Below are 19,783 nucleotides of genomic sequence, written 5' to 3'. Positions count from 1 at the left end.
ACCTTTATGGCTTTTTTTTATCGTTGTTATCACTTTGCTTTAAAATGTATTGTTTTATTGATTGGCATACCTAATCCGCGTTTGTACATGGGTTATGATGGCTTAGCGCAGTGGTTAAAAACATGGCAAAAAAATAAGCCCTTGCTGGTGGTAACTGATACCACGTTATTAGAGCTTGGCGTGTTGAAACAGACATTAATACTACTTGATGAGCAAAATATTACATGGCACCTATATAACGATGTTGCGCCTAACCCAAGCATAGACAATGTGGAAAATGGGTTAGTGGTTTATAATTCGCAAAAATGTGCAGGGATCCTTGCTATTGGTGGTGGCTCTGTTTTAGATTGCGCCAAACTCATCGGTGCTCGCTCAGTTAAAGCTAAAAAATCAACCCAACAGTTAAAAGGGTTATTTAAAGTTTTAACAAAGCTTCCGCCTTTATGTGCTATTCCAACCACCGCAGGCACAGGCTCTGAAACCACAGTGGCCGCTGTAGTGAATGATCCAAAAACACAAACCAAATATGCCGCTACAGATTTTGCGCTTGTTCCCAGCGATGCAATACTCATTGCAGAGCTTACCCAGTCAGTCCCTGATTTTATAACTGCAGCAACTGGCATTGATGCGCTAACGCATGCAATAGAATCTTATATTGGCAAAATTGGATTAGACTTTAGCGACACTAAAGCATTACAAGCAATTGACCTTATTTTAAATAATCTACCAGTCGCATATGAAAGTGGCGATGACTTAGCGGCGAGAGAAAACATGTTACTGGCTTCGTTTTATGCAGGCCAAGCTTTTACCCGTGCATCGGTAGGCTATGTCCATGCCATTGCACATCAGTTTGGTGCACGTTATGGCACAGCGCATGGTTTAGCTAACAGTGTTTTGCTAATGCCGGTGCTTAATTTTTATGGCCCAGCAATTTACCCTAAGCTTGCTGATATAGCGGATTATTGTAAACTCACTCAGCCTGAGCAAACTGACCAACTGAAAGCACAACAACTATTAAAAACCATAGCGCAGCTATTAGCGACGATACACATTCCTAAATGTCTACCAGAAATACAAAGCGGTGATATTAAAGAGCTAGCAGAAGCCGCATTAAAAGAAGCACATCCAGATTACCCTGTGCCTGTTTTTATGAACCAAACACAATGTGAGGCGATTATACGTGAAGTGTATATACAACAGCCTTCAAAGGCGAAGGCTGTTTGTTAAAGGTATTATTAACGCTTCAGTTGGGCTTGTGGTTGATTTAATAAGCGAATAATTGGGTTAGCTTGGGTTACTTTGGCTTTTAGTAAATAGCCAATTAGTAAGCCTGCAATAAAGCCGCCAATGTGCGCACCATAATCAACTCCATCAGGCGCAGATAGCATGCCAAATATATTAATGCCGAGCCAAATAACGAAAAACCAAACGGCAGAGAGTTTTTTCTGATAAATAATGATCATAAAGGTTAAGCTGGCATGCCTAAACCACATTAAATACATGCCAAATAGCCCTGCTATTGCACCGCTTGCACCAACGCTTGGTATTGTTGAATTCGGGTGAACTATAAAGCTGGCAAAGGATGCTGCCAAACCGCAAATCATATACCAGATAAAAAACTTTTTATGACCCAGTACATCTTCTAGGTTATCGCCAATGATATATAAAAAATACATATTACCGACTAAATGCATTATTGAGCCATGCAAAAAGACGCAAGTTATCACCGTCCATAGGTGCTCACCTTGAGATATTTTACTCGGGTTCATGGCAAATAATTCAAGCGTTGCCATGAAGGTGTCGCTATTGAAAAAATACAATGCAAAAATTATCGCATTAACGGCAATTAGGCCACGCGTTACCCAAGGAGTTTGCTTGGGCTTCAAGTTATATTCAACGGGCATTTGCGTTAAAAACTGAAACAAATATGTCTTCCAATTCACTTTTTGGTTTAATTCACTCAGGCTCGCTTTTAACTCAGGGCTATTTTCAACACTCTCCAATTGGTCTTTTTCAATCCAGCTACCATCACAATGGCGACACACATCAATTTCTGTATGAAAATCTTCGAGTAAATGAAAGCGCTCAAGGTTTTTATGACAATCAGGGCAATCTAGCTGTGAAATACCCAGTGATTCACCAAAATGGGTTTCGTATTTTTCACCTATAGGCCCTTCATTGATCTCGGCGATCATGCGGTTAACTTCGTTTTTTTCAAACCATAAGCCACCACACTCGCGGCAAATATCAATCTCTTCACCTTGGTAATGGGTTATATCCAGTGCACTGTCTTTGCAATGTGGGCAAATTTTAGTTGGCATTATTAAAGTCCTTAAGTGAACCGATAATAATATCGTTTTGTTTTAATTCTTGTTGTAATTGAGTCGCACTGGCTTGCAACTGAGGCAGGGTTTGCTGCTCGATAATATCTGTTAGTTTTTTCAGCTCGATAGATGCTTGCTTTGCAGACATTTGACGTTTTAAAGCAGCGTTAATTACAAACTCTGCACGGCTATAAAAGCGTCTGATTTGAGTTAAAAAGATACTTGGCGTTTCAAGCGTTGTTGGCGAATATTGCATCGTTTGCCAAATGTACTTTTCTAAAGTGGGCTTATGGTACTGCATCTCAGACGTCGCTGGGCTTTTGGCTAACAGTTTTGCGTATTCACTTACATTGTGAGCATTATCTTTCACTTCTTCAAAAAGAGATGTGCGTAGATAATAGTTATCTTCCATCTTACTAAACGTATCAAACTTTAGTGCTTGCTCTAAACCACTTTGTGCGGCTAAATATACACCGAAAACAGTCGAAAGTACTAAAAATACTTGATTGAGCCAGAAGCCGGTACTTTTAAGCTCTTTGTTATCTACAGTTTTTAAAGCTTGTGTTAGTTTAGGTTTATTTACCGGTGTGGTGGGTTGATTAGAGGGATCCAATACTAATTTCCTTTTATTTTAGCTTCCATTTTAGCGCGATAGGCTACTTTAATTTATCGATTTAAACAATAGCATATTGGTTGTTTTTTAGTTACAAACAATACAAACTTCTATTCTCAGTAAGTTATAACTGTATGATGGAATTTAGCATTTACGATACTTATTTCGAGCATCGCGGCTATTTATTTTCATATGAGGATTTTACTTGTTAAGCAAAAATTATTTAACAGTAATCATTGTCACTATGTTGGCATTTATATTTTTATCGCTTCACGTTAGGGCGGATATGTTTGGTTTTTTAAAAAAGCAGGATTATGTATTATCAGCGCCAATTAAAGGTGTTTTATTAAGTGATGGCAAACCTCAAGCTGGGCTGGAGGTAGTGAGGTCACTTACATATGGTAAAGAATATATTGATAAGTCTGTTACTGATAGTGATGGTCGCTTTTCATTTCCAGAAAAGGTGATTAGAACGGCTAAGCCTAACAATATGTTTGATAACACATCTGTGCATCAGCATGTTTATATTGATAATGGGACAGCGGAAGGAATAGTTGTCTGGTATGCCATTATTTCATTGTTTCCAAATAGCAAAACGTTGGTTAAGCTATTAGGCAATCTTATCTGTGATATTGCTAAAGAGCCGCAAACATACGATATACCGATAGCAGAAGATAAAAGCCATACCTTTACTATTTACACAACCTGTCAGCTTTAAGTCACTCATTTACATCTTTAGCTGTTATTTAATAACACCGCACCACTTTGATCTTCACCTAAGTAATCGTCTTTATTATAAATGGGGCACTTATCCATTGATAAACAGCCGCAACCGATACAGCCATCAACCCGTTCACGTAAGCGCTGCATAAATGCAATGCGTTGATCAAGTTGCGTTTGCCATTGCTTAGACAGTGCTGACCAGTCTTTTTTGGTAGGCGTGCGTTCGTCGGGTAAAGTGGCAAGCGTCTGTTTTACTTCTTCCAGTGTTATCCCCATGGCTTGAGCTGCTTTTATAACAGCAATGCGGCGCAGAACATCTGGTTTATAGCGGCGTTGATTGCCGTTGTTACGCCAGCTGCGTATCAGTCCTTTGGTTTCGTAAAAGTGTAGCGTTGATACTTTTACACCGCTACGTTTGGCAACATAGCCCACAGTTAAGTTAGCTTCAGTGAGCTTTTTTTGTTGTACGGTCATCGGTATGCTTCCTTTTTTACAAAAATATAGTTATTACTTATTGACCTTAACTTAACTTGAGGTTTTAAGCTTTGCTCCATCATAAAAAAAGGAGTGATACAAATGCAAGAGAAATCAACGAATAACACAGCCGTAATTTATTCAAGTGCGCGTAAATCAGGTAACACGAGTACACAAGTCAACAATTATATCGCTAAGGAAGGCGGGCAAGGTTTTTGTATTGATGACTTTGTTATCTCGCCTTATCGCTATGACAAAAACTACCCTGAAGATGATTTTTACACTCTATTTGAACAGCTACTGAGCTTTGAGCATTGGGTTATAGCGTCACCTATTTATTGGTATAACACCACCCCACAAATGAAAGCGTTTATGGATAGAATTACCGATTATATGGATGATGAAACGCTAAAACCTAAGCTAAGAACCTTACGACAAAAACAGTTTTCACTGTTGTCTAATGCTGCATCTCCCTCTGCGCCGGATGCATTTTTGGATATGTTTAAACATACATTTAATTATTTAGGGATGACTTTTAAAGCGCATTCGCATGTTCAGGCTAGTTAATTGCGCGAAATAGCGATAGGGTAGGCTAAACAAAAAGTAAAAAGGGTGATTTATGAAAATGTTACTTACTGGCTTTAGCCTACTATTAACTAGCCTAACTTGTTTGGCAGACGAGCCAGCTCCTGTAATCAAAGACTATGGTTATTTTTATAACGTGCCAGCTTATGTGTCAGATTTGAGCCAAGCACAGTTTAAAATAGCCTTTGATGTAGGCGATGGCGCTGAAAAAGGCGCGCAGAATAATCATATTAACTCGCTCGCTCGTTTTATTAATATGCATGTAGCTCATGGCGTAAAGCCAGAAAACATTCAGCTGGCATTAGTGGTACATGGTGGCGCGAGTGTTGATGTGCTTGAAAACAGCTTTTACAAAGCCCGTTTTGACAAAGATAACAAAACCCAATCTTTGATCAAACAGCTACTTGCTAATAACACGCAAGTGTATGTATGTGGGCAGTCGGCAACACATATGAAAGTAGCCCCTGAGCAACTCATTCCTGGAGTGAAAATGGCGCTTTCAGCAATGACCGCTCACGCTCAGTTACAACAACAAGGCTATACACTGAACCCGTTTTAATGAATATTCTTTGTTTTGGCGACTCTAACACTTATGGTATTTCGCCGGTTGATGGCAAGCGGTTGCCTGCGCATGAACGCTGGCCGGGCATATTGGCAGAGCTGTTGGGCTCAGAACACCTTGTTATTGAAGCTGGGCAGCCTAATCGCACCTTAGTGAATAACCCGCCATTTAGCGGCGATAAATCAGGGCTTAAATATCTAAAACCTTATCTTGAGGCGTATCAGCTTGATATCATAATTATTCAACTTGGCACCAATGATTTAAAGGCTCGTTTTGAGTTAACAGCTAAGCAGATCGCGGATGGCTTAGATAAGTTATTACTAGAGATCGCGTGTTTTTACGGATCAAACAATACTCGCCCCAAAATTGTGATATTAAGCCCAACAAAAGTATTTGCAGTTGGCCAATATCAAACTATCTATAAAGGAGTTGAAAAGAAGGCTCAATTACTGATAACTTATTATGCTGGAGTTGCTCAACATCAGTTATGTGAGTTTATAGATTGTTATCCACTGATTGAACCCTGTGCCAAGGAAGGAATTCATTTTCATCCGTGTGCACATCAAAAGCTTGCAAGTAAGGTTAAAAAACTACTAGCTATTTAGATGATAATTTCATTGAATCTAGTAACGCGAGCACTTTATCTTGACCAAATGTTTGTGCAAATTGCTCGGCTGTTTGTCCTGCCTTGTTTGCATGCTCGGTGTCGCAATCTAGGCTTACTAGGGTTTTAGCTATACTAAATTCGCCTCTAAAAATAGCCGCCATGAGTGCTGTGTTACCGCGGTTGTCTTCTAGACACGCATTGGCACCTAAACTTAATAATGAATTTACCGTGTTTTTGTGACCGTGGTAGGTTGCAATCATTAAGGCGGTATAACCTTTGTTGTTGTAGCTATCTATTGGAATCCCGGCAGTCACAAATTGCTCAATCACTTGTTCGTCGCCGGTACGTGCTGCTGCAAAATAGTAGGCAAGTAAGTTGTCGTATTGTGATTGCGTGTCAGTGTCTGTTGGTTCATTTGCAACAGAGCTAAAACTTAACACAGTGGCAAGAATAATGAGAAAATTACGCATAAGTGAATCCTTAAAAAAAGAGGAAGGTCAGGGTCTGCTGACCCTTGTAGATTGAAATTTGTTCAAACTCGGGGCGATTTAATCGCGGCGCGAGGTTTGTAACCTAGTGGGCTAAGTAAAAACCGAGCAACAAAGAGTAAATCGCCCCGAGGCAGAACCCAAAGGGCAGCGCCTGTTTGGCATTGATGCTGCGTTATCGCCTATTTATGGGGAATAGCCACACTACATAGGCGCTGCCTTGCCTAAATACCAAACAGACTGCTGCAAACTTAATCTTAAAAGGTCAACAGACCCTCAGTTTCCTCGTCAAGGTTGGGAGTTAAATTACTTTAATAATTAAAGTTTTGCCGCCAGTTGTTTAACCATTTTAATATCACCGTTTACAGCTTTAGTTAAACGCGTGCCATAGTCGCTATCGGCTTTGTAAAAATGGCTGAGCATTTTGTGTTTCACATCGCTGTTTTGTACTTTGCCTAAATCACCGGCTAGGTTATTGATGAGGTTAGTACGCTCTTGCTTACTAAAGCCACGATATAACACGCCAGCTTGAGCAAAGTTCTGCTGCTTTTTGATAGCCGCTTGTTGAACATACCCTTTTAGCTGCGTTTGGCTTCTACGTGCAATAGGGTTTTCAGCCACGTTTTCGTGACTCGGTTGGTAGTTCACGTTACTGGTGGTGTCGCCATAGTTCATTGCGCCGTCTTGGTTGTAATTTACAACCTCCACTTTTGCGCGGTTAATTGGCAGTTGCTGGTGGTTTGCACCTAAGCGATACATTTGTGTATCCGCATATGAAAACACACGCCCTTGTAATAAGCGGTCTTCCGATGGCTCAATACCCGGAATGATGTTAGCCGGTGCCATTGCAACTTGTTCAGTTGATTGGAAGAAGTTAGTTGGCATACGATTTAATGTCATAGTACCTACTTTCGTTTCTTTTACATCTAACCACATTTTTGTTGCATCTAACGGGTTGTAGTCAAAATCATCAAGCTGTGATGGATCAAGTGTTTTGATATATAGATCCCATTTAGGGTAGTTACCTTTACCAATTTCGGCGTATAGGTCACGAGTCAGGTGTTGAAAGTCTTGGCTTTGTACCTTAGCCACTTCTTTAGCGTCTAAGTTGTCAATTCCTTGCTGACTTACCCAATGAAACTTAACGTATTTAACATCGCCTGATTTATTTATCATTTTATAAGCATGTACGCCCCAGCCGTCCATTTTTCGTAAGCTTGCAGGTGTACCGTAGTCACTGTAAACCCACGTAAGCATGTGAGTTGAACCAGGTTCATATGAGAAAAAGTCAAAAAAGCGATTCGGATCTTGAATATTATCAACCGGTGATGGCTTTAGTGAATGCACCATATCTGGGAATTTAATTGCGTCACGAATAAAGAACACAGGTAGGTTGTTACCCACTAAATCCCAGTTACCTTCGTCAGTGTAGAACTTGGTCGCAAACCCACGTGGGTCGCGCAGCGTTTCAGGGCTACCTTTAGAGTGAATAACCGATGAGAAACGTACAAACACCTCAGTTTCTTTGCCTGCTTCACTAAATGGTGCCGCGATTGTTAAATCATCGAGCTCTTTACTTGCTATAAACACACCGTGCGCGCCTGTACCACGGGCATGTACTACACGCTCAGGAATACGTTCGCGAGCGAAACGTTGTAATTTTTGAATTAATTGTACATCTTCAAGTAACACACTACCGCGCTCACCGGCAGTGATTGAATTTTGGTTATCGCCAACTGCTGCGCCGTTGTCTTTCGTGAGCGTAGTTACTGCACTTGCAGGTAGAGCCATTGCAAGCGCTACAGCACTTAATGTTAGAGCAGATTTATTGTTCATCTTGTTTAATTGAGTATTCATCGTTGACCTCATCTATTTATCAACTTGCGCCGTGCAAGCTTTTAACTGAGCTCAGTGTATGCAATCGATATGCTTCGGTAAAATTGATTGTTTAGATTGGTGTGATTTGTATTTTTGATTAAAACAAAAACTAAACAGAATTTATTTAGTTATTAGACTTAAGTCTAACAGCGACAGTTAGCGCTTTTGAAACAACGGGTTTTTATAATTAATGCCGCTGAATTGCTCATAATGGTGCAATAGTGATTCACTTTTTATTGACATTATCTCAGCTAAAAGAGAATATGCCCACTTGTTGGGCTAATGCTCAAAATGGTGAGGTGTGCGTTTAGTTGCACAAAAAGGTGGCACAATGACCGATAATGTAGAACTTATTATTTTTGATTGTGATGGTGTTGTTATCGACAGCGAGATAATTAGTGCTCGTGTATTGATACAGATGCTGAGTGATTTAGGTATTCATATAGATACCCACTATGTTCAGCAACACTTTCTAGGCTGTAGTTTTAAAACTGTCAGCGAAAAAATAGCATCAGCTTTTGGCGTTGACTTGCCAAGCCAATTTGAAAGTGATTACCGAAATACGCTAGTTACTATGTTTGCTGAGCATTTACAGCCAACGGCAGGCATTAAAAATATATTGTTAAATCTAAACGTACCATTTTGTATCGCCACAAGTAGTAGTTTGTTAAGAACGCAAAAAGCTTTGCATGCAGTGGGTTTTGACTCGTTATTTAAAAATATTTTCACTAGTGAAGAGGTCGCTTTAGGTAAACCCGCGCCTGATTTGTTTTTGCATGCAGCAGCTACAATGAACGTTTCAGCAAAAAACTGTTTAGTTATTGAAGATAGCAGTGCTGGTGTGCAAGCAGCCCTTAGTGCTGGCATGCAAGTAATGCATTATTTTGGCGGGCAGCACTTAAACCGAGGTGTTAATCATGTGCATATTAACTTCCCAGATGTAGCATTGCTTGATCACTGGCAGTCTTTTTTTGCCGCTTTTCCAACTCTCACACACAAGTCATTATTATGAACCAAAAATCAAACACTGAACTAAAAAAATTAGAAGACGCAGCGCGTGCTGCGTGGCTTTATTATGTGGCAAAAAATACTCAAGATGAGATAGCGCAAAAGCTAGACGTTTCACGTCAGTCAGCACAGCGGTTGGTTGCATTGGCTGTCAGCGAAGGCTTAATCAAAGTGCGATTAGATCATCCTATTACACGTTGTATGGAACTGGCTGAGCAACTTAAAAGTAAATTTAATTTAGTCGAGTGTGAAATTGCACCGAGTGATCCAACCGATATTAATTCAACTTATGGCCTTGCGCAAAGTGGCGCAAAAATATTAGAGCGTTATTTAAAGTCAAAACAGCCGAAGACGTTGGCATTTGGTACCGGGCGTTCACTCAAAGCGTGTATAGATGAATTACCCAATATGGAGTGTGAGCAGCATAAGTTAGTTTCCATTGTGGGCAACATGATGCAAGACGGCTCAGCTTCAAAGTTTGATATTGTGGTTAGTATGGCTAATCGAGTCAACGCAAAGCATTTCCCATTACCTTTGCCTTTGTTTGCTCAAACACAAGCGCAAAAAGCATTGTTACATGACCTCGCTCCTGTAAAAAGTATTTTTAATTTAGCCGCTAATGCTGATGCAACGTTTGTCGGCATTGGTCATATGACACAAAACTCACCGTTATTGATGGATGGATTTATTGAACCCGAACAGCTGCAATCGTTTCAACAAACAGGCGTAGCAGGTGAAGTGGTCAGTTGGCTCTATGATGAAAACGGTGATCTTATACAAAATACATTGACCGAATGCTTACTTAGCGCACCACTGCAAGTGAATGCAGCTAAACCTGTGTTTGGCATTGCTGCAGGTCCTGAAAAAGTGGCAGCAATAACAAGCGCTCTAAAAGGCAAATTGATTAATTCGTTGATCACCAACGAGTACACGGCCGAGCAAATTCTTAAACGTATCTCATAAAAATTAATAACACGCCTTGAACCGTTATTCGTACAAGGGTACGAGTAATTGTATGGGCACAGGAAGTGATAATGACAACACATCAAAACACACCTAATTTAAGTGAAGTGAATGAAGAGCAGCTACCCGTTGCTCAACATAAGCTACACGGTTGGAAGCACTTTGCTGGGTTATATGCCGGTGAGCATGTTGCAGCAACTGAGTTTGTAATTGGTGCAACATTTGTGGCACTTGGCGCCTCAACGATTGATATTTTACTCGGTCTATTGATTGGTAATTTACTTGCCATGTGTTCATGGTGGTTACTGACAGCGCCAATTGCAGTAGAAACTCGGTTAAGTTTATATAACTACCTAAATAAAATTGCAGGCAACTCAATGACCAAGCTCTATAATTGGGCAAATGTGGTGATATTTAGTGTTATTTCGGCGGCGATGATCACTGTCTCCTCCACTGCGGTTAGGTTTTTATTTGATATACCCGCGCAACTGAACTGGTATCCCAATAGCTTTTGGTTTGTCGCGATTGTACTGGCTGTTGGTTCCATCGTAGTGTTTGTTGCTATGTATGGTTTTTCTACTGTGGCTGACTTTTCAAAGCTATGTGCTCCTTGGTTGTTTGTCATTTTTATTGGTGGCTCGTTTGCACTTTTCCCTGAGTTATCAAACCATGTATTAGGGTCTACTTCGCTAACAGGATTAGGCGATTTCATTACCATAGGCGATGCCTCTATATGGACCGGCACCAATGCCGAGGGTGAAAAAGGCATCGGGTTATTTGAGGTCATCGGCTTTGCATGGGCTGCAAATTCTATTACTCACTTTGGTTTAATAGATATGGCCATTTTTAGATTTGCGAAACGTAAAAGCTATGGTTTGTTTTCTGGCGTGGGTATGTTTTTTGGTCACTATTTAGCATGGATCTCAGCCGGTATCATGGGTGCAGGGGCGGCGGTGTTACTTAAAACAACTATTTCAGCCCTTGATCCGGGCGATGTTGCTTATCATGCGCTTGGGTGGACTGGATTTGTAATTATCATCATTGCAGGCTGGACGACGGCTAATGCTAACCTTTACCGCGCTGGTTTAGCTGCTCAATCTATTTTTACTAACCATTCACGTGAACGTACCACCGCGATTGTAGGCGTGGTCACTGTTATTATTGCGTGTTTTCCTTTTGTATTTTCGCAGATGTTACCGCTATTAACCTATGCGGGCTTAATCGTAGTGCCTGTGGGCGGTATTGTGTTTGCTGAGCACGTGTTGTTTCCTAAAATTGGCTTAACTCGTTACTGGGCGAAATATAAAAACATAACCCGCAGTGTGCCTGCTATTGGCGCGTGGGCTGCAGCTTTGGTATTTGGTTTTGGTTTAAATGCACTCGATGTGATGTCGTTTTATTACTTATTCATTCCAACGTGGTTCTTCACTATTGTTGTTTATACCATTTTAGCTAAACAATACGGCGCGAATGAAGATTATAGTGAGGCCATTATTGCCGATGCAGCAGAATTAAAAGCCATAAAAGCTTATCAACAAGAGGCTGTTAAATCATTGTCGCCCGCTGTAATAGATACATCGGTTTTTACAAAAATATTAAATGCGATATCAACGTTATCTTTAATCACAATTGTTATTTTTGCCAGCCAAGTGATGTTTTTTAGCGACACTATGAGCATATATAAAGATAACAAGTCACTTTTTGAAATAGTGTGCTTTATTTGTACGCTCCTTTATTTTGCTACTGCTTATTGGTCTTTAAAACGCCATAAAGCTTTAAATACCCCATCGTAAATCTGTTTAGTAAGGCAACGATATGACTCAATTACAACACACACAAGCTCAAGTTCAAGAGCTAAATCAGCACAGCATTGCAACACTGGGCAATACTGTTGATGTTCCTACTTACGACCGTAGCAAAGTAAAATCAGGGATTGTACATATTGGTGTGGGAGGTTTTCACCGTGCCCACCAAGCCGCCTATATTAATGAATTACTGAAAACCCCAGGTAATGAACAGTGGGGAATTTGTGGTGTTGGCTTATTAGAGGCAAACCGTGGTTTGCGTGATGTTCTTGCAAAGCAAGATAACCTTTACACTTTGACTGTTCGCCACCCAAATGGCCAAGTTGATAATAAAGTGATCGGCTCCATGGTTGAGTTTTTGTTTGCACCAGAAAACAAACAAGCGGTTATCGATAAAATGGCTCACCCGGATACAAAAATTGTCTCGTTGACCATCACGGAAGGGGGTTATAACTTACACCCAGCTACCGGCGAATTTGATTATTCCAACCCTGATATTATTCATGATATTGCAAACCCATTGCAGCCTATAACTGCATTTGGCTACATCAGTGCAGCGCTTAAGCAGCGTAAAGAGCAGGGCTTAGCTGCATTTACAGTGCAATCGTGCGATAACATTCAGCATAATGGCCATGTTACGCGCAAAATGTTACTAGCTTTTGTACAAAAACAAGATAGTGAATTAGCGCATTGGATTGAGCAACATGTTGCATTTCCTAATGCGATGGTTGACCGTATTACACCCATTTCAAAACAATCTGATATTGATTATGTGAGCCAAGCTTACGGCGTAACTGACGGTTGGCCAATCACGTGCGAGTCTTTTACTCAGTGGGTTATTGAAGATACATTTAGTAATGGTCGGCCAAACTGGGATACCGTTGGTGCGCAGTTTGTTGGCGATGTAACGCCGTATGAAAAAATGAAAATTCGCTTATTAAATGCAGGCCACTCAGTACTTGGTTTATTAGGCGAACTACATGGTTACAGCACCATAGATGAAACTGTATCAGATCCTTTATTTGCTCAATACCTTCGTGCATTTATGGATTTAGAAGTCACACCACTATTAGACGAACTCCCAGGCATTGATCTGGACGGTTATAAAGATACGTTGATAGAACGCTTTGCAAACCCGAATATTAAAGATAGTTTAGCGCGAATTTGCTCTGAGAGCTCAGCGAAATTACCCAAATTTTTGATTGCAACCATTAGCGACAACCTTGCTCAAGGTCGTGATATAGCATTGGCAGCCCTAGTGATTGCAAGTTGGTGCTTATATAGTGATAGAGGCGTGAACCAACAAGGTAACACAATTGATATTCATGATGCGATGGCACACGAGTTAAGTGTTGCAGCTAAACTAACGACGACGACACCGACGTCGTTTATCGAACAGGGTAGTATTTTTGGTGAGTTAGCCAATAATGATGAGTTTATCAGTCAATATACCCGTGCTATTGCTGCTATCTATGCCCCGAACAGCCAAATAAAAGATGTTATGGCTGCGACTTTAGTTAACAAGAGCAAGTAAAAATGAGCGTATTAATAAATCAAAAAGTGGCGAGTGAATTAACAATTAGTTGCTTTGGCGAAGTGTTATGGGATTGTTTTGATTCAGGTAAACGTTTAGGTGGTGCGCCATTAAATATGTGTGTACGAATAAACTCTTTGGGCATTAAAGCCGACATGATTAGTGCCGTTGGCCATGATGCGCTTGGAAAAGAGTTACTAGGCGAAATAGCCGCAAGAGGAGTGAGCTGTGATTACATTGCTCTAAATAACGATAAGCCAACGAGTACCGTTGAAGTGACCCTTGATAGTAGCGGCAGTGCAAGCTATGAAATTGTTGCTGACACGGCGTGGGATAACATCGCGCTCACAGATACCTTGGTTAAAAAAGTCGCTAGCGATGATGTATTTGTATTCGGTAGCTTAATTGGTCGCAGCGCGCCTTCGTTGGCTACTTTGCAGCAATTACTTGAAGTGGCAAACTTTAAAGTATTTGATGTTAATTTACGGGCACCACACTATCAACTCAACACGCTAATTGAGTTGATGAACAAAGCTGATTTCATAAAACTCAATGATGATGAGCTTTATGAAATTGCAAAAGCGATGGGATGCAAGTATCACTCACTTGAACAAAACCTCGCGTTTATTGCTGAGCAAACCAACACTGATTATTTGTGTGTCACAAAAGGAAGCCACGGTGCGTTGCTGACCATTAAAGGTGTTAATTATTACAACTCAGGGTACTTGATCAGCGTTGTGGATACAGTAGGGGCGGGGGATTCGTTTTTAGGAGCCCTGATATATCAGCTTTGTAGTAATGATAACCCTCAATACAGTGTAGATTTTGCCTGCGCCGTGGGGGCTATGGTGGCCGAAAGTCACGGTGCTACGCCATTATTGAGTCACCAACAAATCAATGAGTTTATGGATCCAGCTTGATCCAAATGCTATTTTTGAAAGCGGTTTTTTAAAACCGCTTTTTTATTGCCTATTTTTTAATCCCTACAATGGTTTGTACCTATGTAATTTGCATTCTTATCACATAGTCTTATTGTGCATTCACACAAGCCCTGCTAACGTGCGTCGATTATTCATGGATTGAAAGGCGGAGCGGCCGATAACACGCTCTACATCACTCATACAAAAAGAGAAACGTGCTAATGATAATCTTTTTTATCTGTCTAACTATTTTAATATTGGGATATAAGTTTTATAGCCCATTTGTAGAAAAACAAGCGGGTATGGACCCAAAAGCCGCGACACCGCAAACACGATTCAGTGAAGGCGTTGATTATGTGCCTATTCACCCGGTTCGTGCATTTTTAATTCAGTTTTTAAATATCGCCGGTGTGGGCCCCATTTTTGGTCCCATACTTGGTGCATTATACGGGCCAGTTGCCTTGGTCTGGATTGTTTTAGGTAATGTTTTAGGCGGTGCCGTACATGATTTTTTCTCGGGTGTAATGAGCATCAAAGAAGATGGCAAAAGCTTACCTGAAATAGCAGGTAAATATTACAACGTGATATTTAAAGGCTTTATGCTAATTTTTACTGCCATGCTGCTGTTTTTTGTGGGTGTGGTGTTCATCATGAGCCCTGCGGGCCTGTTGAGTAATTTGGATTTATTTAAAGATACGTTTTTAGCAAATAATACTTTTTGGGTGTTGGCTATTTTGGCGTATTACTTTTTAGCGACCTTACTACCAATAGATAAAATCATCACTAAATTTTACCCTATTTTTGGTCTATTAATGATTGTAATGACAGTAGCTGTGGCTGTGTCATTACTGTTAAATGCACCGCACTTACCCGTTGCCGGTGACTTTTTAGCTTACTTTGAAGCCGATCACGCTCATGATTTTTTATCACCAAACCCTGATGGACTGCCAACTTGGCCTTTATTGTTCATTACGATTACCTGTGGTGCAATTAGTGGCTTCCATTCAACACAAGCACCTATTATTGCGCGCTGTTTAACCAACGAAAAGTACGTACGCCCAGTATATTATGGCGCTATGATGTGTGAAGGTATTGTCGGTTGTGTATGGGCACTTGCGGGTATTGCGGCCTTCCCAGAAGGCTATGAAGGCTTAAAGGCAATGCTAGATACCGGTGGTCCTGGGCTTGTGGTTAATCACATCGCCAATAGTTACTTAGGTGTTCTTGGTGGAATTATGGCAATTATTGCCGTGGCTGTATTCCCAATTACCTCAGGCGACACGGCGTTTCGCTCTCTACGCTTAACGGTGGTTGATGCGTTTAATATTCCACAAAGTTTACGTAACCGCTTATTGTTAGCTGTGCCTATTTTGACAATAGCGTTCTTTATGACAAAACTCGATTTCTCACTGATTTGGCGTTACTTCGCGTTTTCAAATATGTTGTTATCGACCAGCGTACTTTGGCTTGCAACCAAGTACTTATTTGATCGTGGTGCGTTCCATTGGATTGCAAGCGTTCCAGCAGTTATCGCTTCAGCTGTGACACTTTCGTACATTATGACTGCGGCCATAGGCTTTAACTTATCAAGTGATTTAGGTAAGCCAATTGGTGCTGTTGTTGCGGTCGTAGGCTTGATAGGGTTGGCTGTGGTTCATACAAAACATAAAAAGCAGTTAGCTTAACGGGTAGAGATTCAATCAAGCGGGCAATTAGGTATTGCCCGCTTTTTTGTATCCATGGTTTGTATGAATTTTCAACACTCGTTGTGAAGGACTTCTTCAAGATAAGGAAGTGCAGGGAACGCACCTTTTTTTAAGCACGCTTTTGCCCCACAACGTAAACCAAATGCCATTGCTTGTGCGACAATTTTATCATTGCAAATTTGCTCTGTGACGGGCAGCTTGGTATTAAAGTGATGAAAGTAATATAAAACACCCGCAATAAATGCATCGCCAGCACTTGTTGTATCTATCGCTGTAATTGTGGGGGCATTTTGCTCAATAGAAAATGCACTGCTAATCGCTTTAGCTGGGTTTGGCCCATCAGTAATGAAAATAAGCTTTACCCCTAAGTTGAGTAACTTTTCAATAAAACTATTTGGCTCAATAGCGTGTTGATTGGCTAAAAACTCTAGCTCATCGCGCGATAACTTTATTAAGTCGCAAGAACTGTAGTATCGCTCAACGGTTGCAGCGATGTCATCAGGTTGTTGCCATAAGCTATAGCGTAAGTTCACATCAAAACTTGTCAGCATACCGTGCTGGCGCGCGTGCTTTAAAGTGCTCAGTGTCGTGTTTGCTGCGTGTGAGTCAGTTAAGGTATTCGAACAAAAATGAAGGGCAGAGAAATCTTGCCATTGTATTTGTTCTAGGTGCTGTTCGTTTACCAATAGGTCAGCAGTCTCGTGACGATAAAAATTAAAGCTACGCTCTGCCTGTTCATCTAAACTGACAATAACCATCGCTGTCTGCGAGTCTTTAATTGTAAATAAGTAATCAGTGGCTACATTATATTCTGTTAAGGCATCAGTTAACTGAGCTGCAAAGTTATCATCGCCCATGCCACCACAAAATGTAGCGTTACCGCCTAGCTTTGCATAGCCAACAGCGACATTAGCAGGGGCACCACCTGGAATAGGGGAGTAAGCTGAGTTTTTACTATCATGAGGTAGCATATCAATAAGTAACTCACCAAAGCTTAGTAATTTGTTCATTATTAAAACCTTAAAAAGCCCAGCTAGAGCTGGGCACAAACAAAGGGAGGGTCTGCTTAACTAGTTAAACATGTACTTTAATGTTAATGATGTAGTGCGGCCATTGATTGCCCGAGCACGTATTATGTTATTCTCTGGCACACTGCCTTCCTCAGCTTCAGTAATCCCCACCGTGTCGAATAGGTTATTTACATTAAAGGCAAGGTTAAGGTTTTCTGATAGGTCGTAGCTAACAAAGCCGTTGACCTGGGTATAGCCATCAAATTTCAGATCGTTATTATCTTGGGCATAGGCATCGGTTGTGCCAATAAAGCTTAAGCCTGCAGAGCCTTGATCAAAGTTATAGCGTGCCATTAGTGAGTAAATAAAATCTGCTTGGCGGCGAGGCGTATTACCTACTACCTCTGGAGTTAATGCATCTTTAGCAATTTCAGCATCGGTCCAGGTTAGGTTACCGCGAAAATCCCAAGCATCTAAGAAGTAAGTTGATTCCAGCTCAATACCTTTTGCTTCATACTCACGGTCGAAAAATTTCTGTGATGTTGCTTCGAAGTTTTGCTCTTCCGTTTCAGCATAAAATGCGGTTGCGAAAACTGATAATGAATCAAAACGTTTTTTAACACCAAACTCATACTGGTTTACTTCATCAACGGCATCTTCATCAGCAACAGAGCCATCAGCTGCGACTTTACCAAATAATAAGCGGTCAGCGTTTGCACGCCCCCCTTGGCTTATACGGGCAAATGCAGCTAGGCTTGGGTCAATTTGATAGTTTGCACCTACAGAGTAAGACGCGTAGTCCCAATCATAATTGACGATGCTTGGGTTACTAATATCAATCCCTGCAACATTTTGTTCTGGAATTGAAATACTACCATCACGGTTCATATCAACGGTTGATGTCACTGCACCGGCGTAAGTACCTCTTGCTTCACCACTATCATAGCGAGCGCTGGCATCAATACTTACATCACCTAATTTGGTAGAAAAAGCCACATACGGTGCGCGAGTTTCGTAGTCGGTATCGTAGTTACGTTGACAGCAATTGCCCCAGTAAGGTGTACCATAAGCGTATAAGCCGCTATCAGAAAAACTATCACCATTTGCTGCGTAAACATCTAATAAAGCGGCGTTATCACCTTTAAGCTCCATCAGATAAGAATTCCAAAGCCATGACATGCTTATAGTTTGACTTGATGCATAATAACCAAATGTCAGGCTGGTATCTTCGCCAAACTCTTTTGTAAGCTTTAAATCGTTAACAATAGAGCCGAAATCATTCATGGTTACATCAAACGTATGAATGCGCATAGCAAGGTCATCGGTAAATGCTTGTCCTTGCGCCCCACCTGTTGCATAACTTAACGTAGCGCCTGAGCCTGCAATGCTGGCGGCAATATCGTTTGCGTTGCCTACTTCAGCAGGGATCAATGAAGTAAAGTTACCGCTCACAGATGATTTTCTAAAGCGATTTTCAATACGCCAGTCGTTATCTAGGTCAAATACAGCTTCAAAGCCAACCGCATCTACTTGCGGGTTCATACCATTGCGCATGTCACCTTGGCTGATCTGATTGTTGCCATCAAGGCGAGTCGTTGATAAAAATTGTGCAGAATGTGGTGTATCTGACTGGGCGTCAAACCCTTCTATTGAGCTGCCGTCGGCGTACATAGGCATTGGTAAATAGCCAATGCTTTGATCGTCTAAATGCTTGTAGTAAAGGCGTACATAACCGGTATCGAATTCTTTTGTGATATTGGCTTTTATTTGGCCGCCTTTGTTTGCTGTGTAACCCGCTTCACGAGGGCCTTCACCTTGACGAATAAAGCCACCAACATGAAAACGCACGCTATCGTTTAAGTAGGTACCATATTCAAAGTCAGTTCTTAAAGAGTCGTAATCAAGGCCAATCGTAGTTGCAACACTGCCAGACTCTTCTTCGCCGGTTTTTGATATAAGATTAATAATACCGCCTGGGGCATCACTGGCTGCTGTTGATGCTGAACCTCCTCGAATTGACTCAACAGTTTGTACTGTGCTGTCTAGGCGCATGAAGATGTCAGCATTACCAAATGCAATATCACCAAACTGCATTACAGGAAGGCCATCTTCCTGTAATTGTAAAAATTTAGCGCCACCAGATGCGACAGGTAAACCGCGAACAGCGATATTAGCATTACCTTCGCCACCAGTTGATTCAGAGCGAACACCTGGGATGATTCTAAATGCTTCTGCTGTAGAGCGAGGCGTTGCTACTTCAATTTCGCTCAAAGATACACTGCTTACCGATACACTAGACTCCATAATTGTTGAGCGTCTTGGTACCCCTGTAACGACAATTGTTTCTAAGCCTTTTCTGGCTTGATCAGCTTGCTGTGCTTCTTCTGCATAGAGCCCTTGGCTTACAGCAAGAGCAAGTGAGCTAAGTAAATATAGTGATGTGTTGTATGTTGTCATGGTATGCCTCGTTGATTACTCACCCAGTGGGTTGTTATTTTTTACTTAATCGATTAAGTAAAAATAACAAAGTTTTTACATTAAGCAACTTTTTTTTGCCATTTTAAGTTGTTTTTTTAAACTTAC

At 41.0% G+C, this 19,783-nt stretch carries 18 protein-coding genes; 11 read left to right on the top strand and 7 right to left on the bottom strand.

The features are described 5' to 3' along the window. The first annotated feature begins 6 nt into the window (after positions 1-6). Positions 7-1,227 carry an iron-containing alcohol dehydrogenase gene (locus NQT69_RS11960; RefSeq protein WP_256827894.1) on the top strand — a complete coding sequence of 407 codons (1,221 nt, stop codon included), beginning with the start codon at positions 7-9 and terminating at the stop codon, positions 1,225-1,227. Positions 1,228-1,235: 8 nt separating this feature from the next. On the opposite strand, the gene NQT69_RS11955 is transcribed toward NQT69_RS11960, so the two are convergent. Together NQT69_RS11955 and NQT69_RS11950 are read right to left on the bottom strand one after the other, a co-directional pair. Continuing rightward, a complete protein-coding gene (locus tag NQT69_RS11955; protein ID WP_256827893.1) occupies positions 1,236-2,321 on the bottom strand; it encodes a rhomboid family intramembrane serine protease in 1,086 nt (361 codons plus the stop codon). Continuing rightward, complete coding sequence (locus NQT69_RS11950; RefSeq protein WP_256827892.1) at positions 2,311-2,937, bottom strand: hypothetical protein; 627 nt, start codon at positions 2,935-2,937, stop codon at positions 2,311-2,313. Before NQT69_RS11950 ends, NQT69_RS11955 begins: the two co-directional genes overlap by 11 nt. Before the next feature lie 205 nt (positions 2,938-3,142). Between NQT69_RS11950 and NQT69_RS11945 the strand changes: the two genes are divergently transcribed. After that, the gene (locus NQT69_RS11945; RefSeq protein ID WP_256827891.1) at positions 3,143-3,655 is read left to right on the top strand and encodes a DUF4198 domain-containing protein; all 513 of its coding nucleotides are present in this window, start codon (positions 3,143-3,145) and stop codon (positions 3,653-3,655) included. Positions 3,656-3,672: 17 nt separating this feature from the next. On the opposite strand, the gene soxR is transcribed toward NQT69_RS11945, so the two are convergent. Continuing rightward, a complete protein-coding gene (soxR, locus tag NQT69_RS11940; RefSeq protein ID WP_256827890.1) occupies positions 3,673-4,134 on the bottom strand; it encodes a redox-sensitive transcriptional activator SoxR in 462 nt (153 codons plus the stop codon). A gap of 102 nt (positions 4,135-4,236) precedes the next feature. Between soxR and NQT69_RS11935 the strand changes: the two genes are divergently transcribed. Genes NQT69_RS11935 through NQT69_RS11925 form a run of 3 tightly spaced genes read left to right on the top strand, consistent with a single transcriptional unit; the run spans position 4,237 to position 5,886 of the window. Next, positions 4,237-4,701: a flavodoxin family protein gene (locus NQT69_RS11935; protein WP_256827889.1), complete on the top strand. Its 465-nt coding sequence runs from the start codon at positions 4,237-4,239 to the stop codon at positions 4,699-4,701. Between the two features lie 52 nt (positions 4,702-4,753). Further along, positions 4,754-5,278, top strand: a complete 525-nt coding sequence (locus NQT69_RS11930; RefSeq protein ID WP_256827888.1) for a DsrE family protein — start codon at positions 4,754-4,756, stop codon at positions 5,276-5,278. Beyond that, positions 5,278-5,886, top strand: coding sequence for a GDSL-type esterase/lipase family protein (locus NQT69_RS11925; protein WP_256827887.1), 609 nt, complete (start codon positions 5,278-5,280; stop codon positions 5,884-5,886). The genes NQT69_RS11930 and NQT69_RS11925 overlap by 1 nt, the downstream gene beginning before the upstream one ends. On the opposite strand, the gene NQT69_RS11920 is transcribed toward NQT69_RS11925, so the two are convergent. Together NQT69_RS11920 and NQT69_RS11915 are read right to left on the bottom strand one after the other, a co-directional pair. Beyond that, entirely contained in the window at positions 5,879-6,358 is a 480-nt protein-coding gene (locus NQT69_RS11920) for an ankyrin repeat domain-containing protein (protein ID WP_256827886.1), read from the bottom strand. The genes NQT69_RS11925 and NQT69_RS11920 overlap by 8 nt on opposite strands. A gap of 336 nt (positions 6,359-6,694) precedes the next feature. Continuing rightward, positions 6,695-8,233, bottom strand: coding sequence for a catalase (locus tag NQT69_RS11915; protein ID WP_306174024.1), 1,539 nt, complete (start codon positions 8,231-8,233; stop codon positions 6,695-6,697). A gap of 352 nt (positions 8,234-8,585) precedes the next feature. Here NQT69_RS11915 and NQT69_RS11910 point away from each other — a divergent pair, with 352 nt between their 5' ends. From NQT69_RS11910 to NQT69_RS11885, 6 genes are all read left to right on the top strand, one after another. After that, complete coding sequence (locus tag NQT69_RS11910) at positions 8,586-9,266, top strand: HAD family hydrolase (protein WP_256827885.1); 681 nt, start codon at positions 8,586-8,588, stop codon at positions 9,264-9,266. Next, positions 9,263-10,225 (top strand): sugar-binding transcriptional regulator, encoded by a 963-nt coding sequence (locus NQT69_RS11905; RefSeq protein WP_256827884.1) that lies wholly within the window; start codon positions 9,263-9,265, stop codon positions 10,223-10,225. Before NQT69_RS11910 ends, NQT69_RS11905 begins: the two co-directional genes overlap by 4 nt. 71 nt (positions 10,226-10,296) lie before the next feature. Continuing rightward, positions 10,297-12,018, top strand: a complete 1,722-nt coding sequence (locus NQT69_RS11900) for a purine-cytosine permease family protein (RefSeq protein WP_256827883.1) — start codon at positions 10,297-10,299, stop codon at positions 12,016-12,018. A gap of 22 nt (positions 12,019-12,040) precedes the next feature. Next, a complete protein-coding gene (locus tag NQT69_RS11895) occupies positions 12,041-13,564 on the top strand; it encodes a mannitol dehydrogenase family protein (protein WP_256827882.1) in 1,524 nt (507 codons plus the stop codon). A 2-nt stretch (positions 13,565-13,566) separates the two neighbouring features. Beyond that, positions 13,567-14,484, top strand: coding sequence for a carbohydrate kinase family protein (locus NQT69_RS11890; RefSeq protein ID WP_256827881.1), 918 nt, complete (start codon positions 13,567-13,569; stop codon positions 14,482-14,484). A 221-nt stretch (positions 14,485-14,705) separates the two neighbouring features. Next, complete coding sequence (locus NQT69_RS11885) at positions 14,706-16,169, top strand: carbon starvation CstA family protein (protein WP_256827880.1); 1,464 nt, start codon at positions 14,706-14,708, stop codon at positions 16,167-16,169. Positions 16,170-16,240: 71 nt separating this feature from the next. On the opposite strand, the gene NQT69_RS11880 is transcribed toward NQT69_RS11885, so the two are convergent. Both NQT69_RS11880 and NQT69_RS11875 read right to left on the bottom strand, forming a co-directional pair. Next, entirely contained in the window at positions 16,241-17,200 is a 960-nt protein-coding gene (locus NQT69_RS11880; protein WP_256827879.1) for a carbohydrate kinase family protein, read from the bottom strand. A 60-nt stretch (positions 17,201-17,260) separates the two neighbouring features. Beyond that, positions 17,261-19,657: a TonB-dependent receptor gene (locus NQT69_RS11875; protein ID WP_256827878.1), complete on the bottom strand. Its 2,397-nt coding sequence runs from the start codon at positions 19,655-19,657 to the stop codon at positions 17,261-17,263. Positions 19,658-19,783: the final 126 nt, after the last annotated feature.

This window comes from Pseudoalteromonas shioyasakiensis (assembly GCF_024518675.1).
Taxonomy (GTDB): domain Bacteria; phylum Pseudomonadota; class Gammaproteobacteria; order Enterobacterales; family Alteromonadaceae; genus Pseudoalteromonas; species Pseudoalteromonas shioyasakiensis_B.
This window is presented reverse-complemented; position numbering and strand designations above follow the sequence as displayed.

Bases quoted from the DNA above. Each gene is read 5' to 3' on its own strand.
- NQT69_RS11875 (WP_256827878.1), bottom strand. From the start codon at position 19,657: ATGACAACATACAACACATCACTATATTTACTTAGCTCACTTGCTCTT.
- NQT69_RS11910 (WP_256827885.1), top strand. From the start codon at position 8,586: ATGACCGATAATGTAGAACTTATTATTTTTGATTGTGATGGTGTTGTT.
- NQT69_RS11895 (WP_256827882.1), top strand. From the start codon at position 12,041: ATGACTCAATTACAACACACACAAGCTCAAGTTCAAGAGCTAAATCAG.
- NQT69_RS11920 (WP_256827886.1), bottom strand. From the start codon at position 6,358: ATGCGTAATTTTCTCATTATTCTTGCCACTGTGTTAAGTTTTAGCTCT.
- NQT69_RS11925 (WP_256827887.1), top strand. From the start codon at position 5,278: ATGAATATTCTTTGTTTTGGCGACTCTAACACTTATGGTATTTCGCCG.
- NQT69_RS11955 (WP_256827893.1), bottom strand. From the start codon at position 2,321: ATGCCAACTAAAATTTGCCCACATTGCAAAGACAGTGCACTGGATATA.
- soxR (WP_256827890.1), bottom strand. From the start codon at position 4,134: ATGACCGTACAACAAAAAAAGCTCACTGAAGCTAACTTAACTGTGGGC.
- NQT69_RS11900 (WP_256827883.1), top strand. From the start codon at position 10,297: ATGACAACACATCAAAACACACCTAATTTAAGTGAAGTGAATGAAGAG.
- NQT69_RS11935 (WP_256827889.1), top strand. From the start codon at position 4,237: ATGCAAGAGAAATCAACGAATAACACAGCCGTAATTTATTCAAGTGCG.
- NQT69_RS11915 (WP_306174024.1), bottom strand. From the start codon at position 8,233: ATGAATACTCAATTAAACAAGATGAACAATAAATCTGCTCTAACATTA.
- NQT69_RS11905 (WP_256827884.1), top strand. From the start codon at position 9,263: ATGAACCAAAAATCAAACACTGAACTAAAAAAATTAGAAGACGCAGCG.
- NQT69_RS11885 (WP_256827880.1), top strand. From the start codon at position 14,706: ATGATAATCTTTTTTATCTGTCTAACTATTTTAATATTGGGATATAAG.
- NQT69_RS11960 (WP_256827894.1), top strand. From the start codon at position 7: ATGGCTTTTTTTTATCGTTGTTATCACTTTGCTTTAAAATGTATTGTT.
- NQT69_RS11930 (WP_256827888.1), top strand. From the start codon at position 4,754: ATGAAAATGTTACTTACTGGCTTTAGCCTACTATTAACTAGCCTAACT.
- NQT69_RS11880 (WP_256827879.1), bottom strand. From the start codon at position 17,200: ATGAACAAATTACTAAGCTTTGGTGAGTTACTTATTGATATGCTACCT.
- NQT69_RS11890 (WP_256827881.1), top strand. From the start codon at position 13,567: ATGAGCGTATTAATAAATCAAAAAGTGGCGAGTGAATTAACAATTAGT.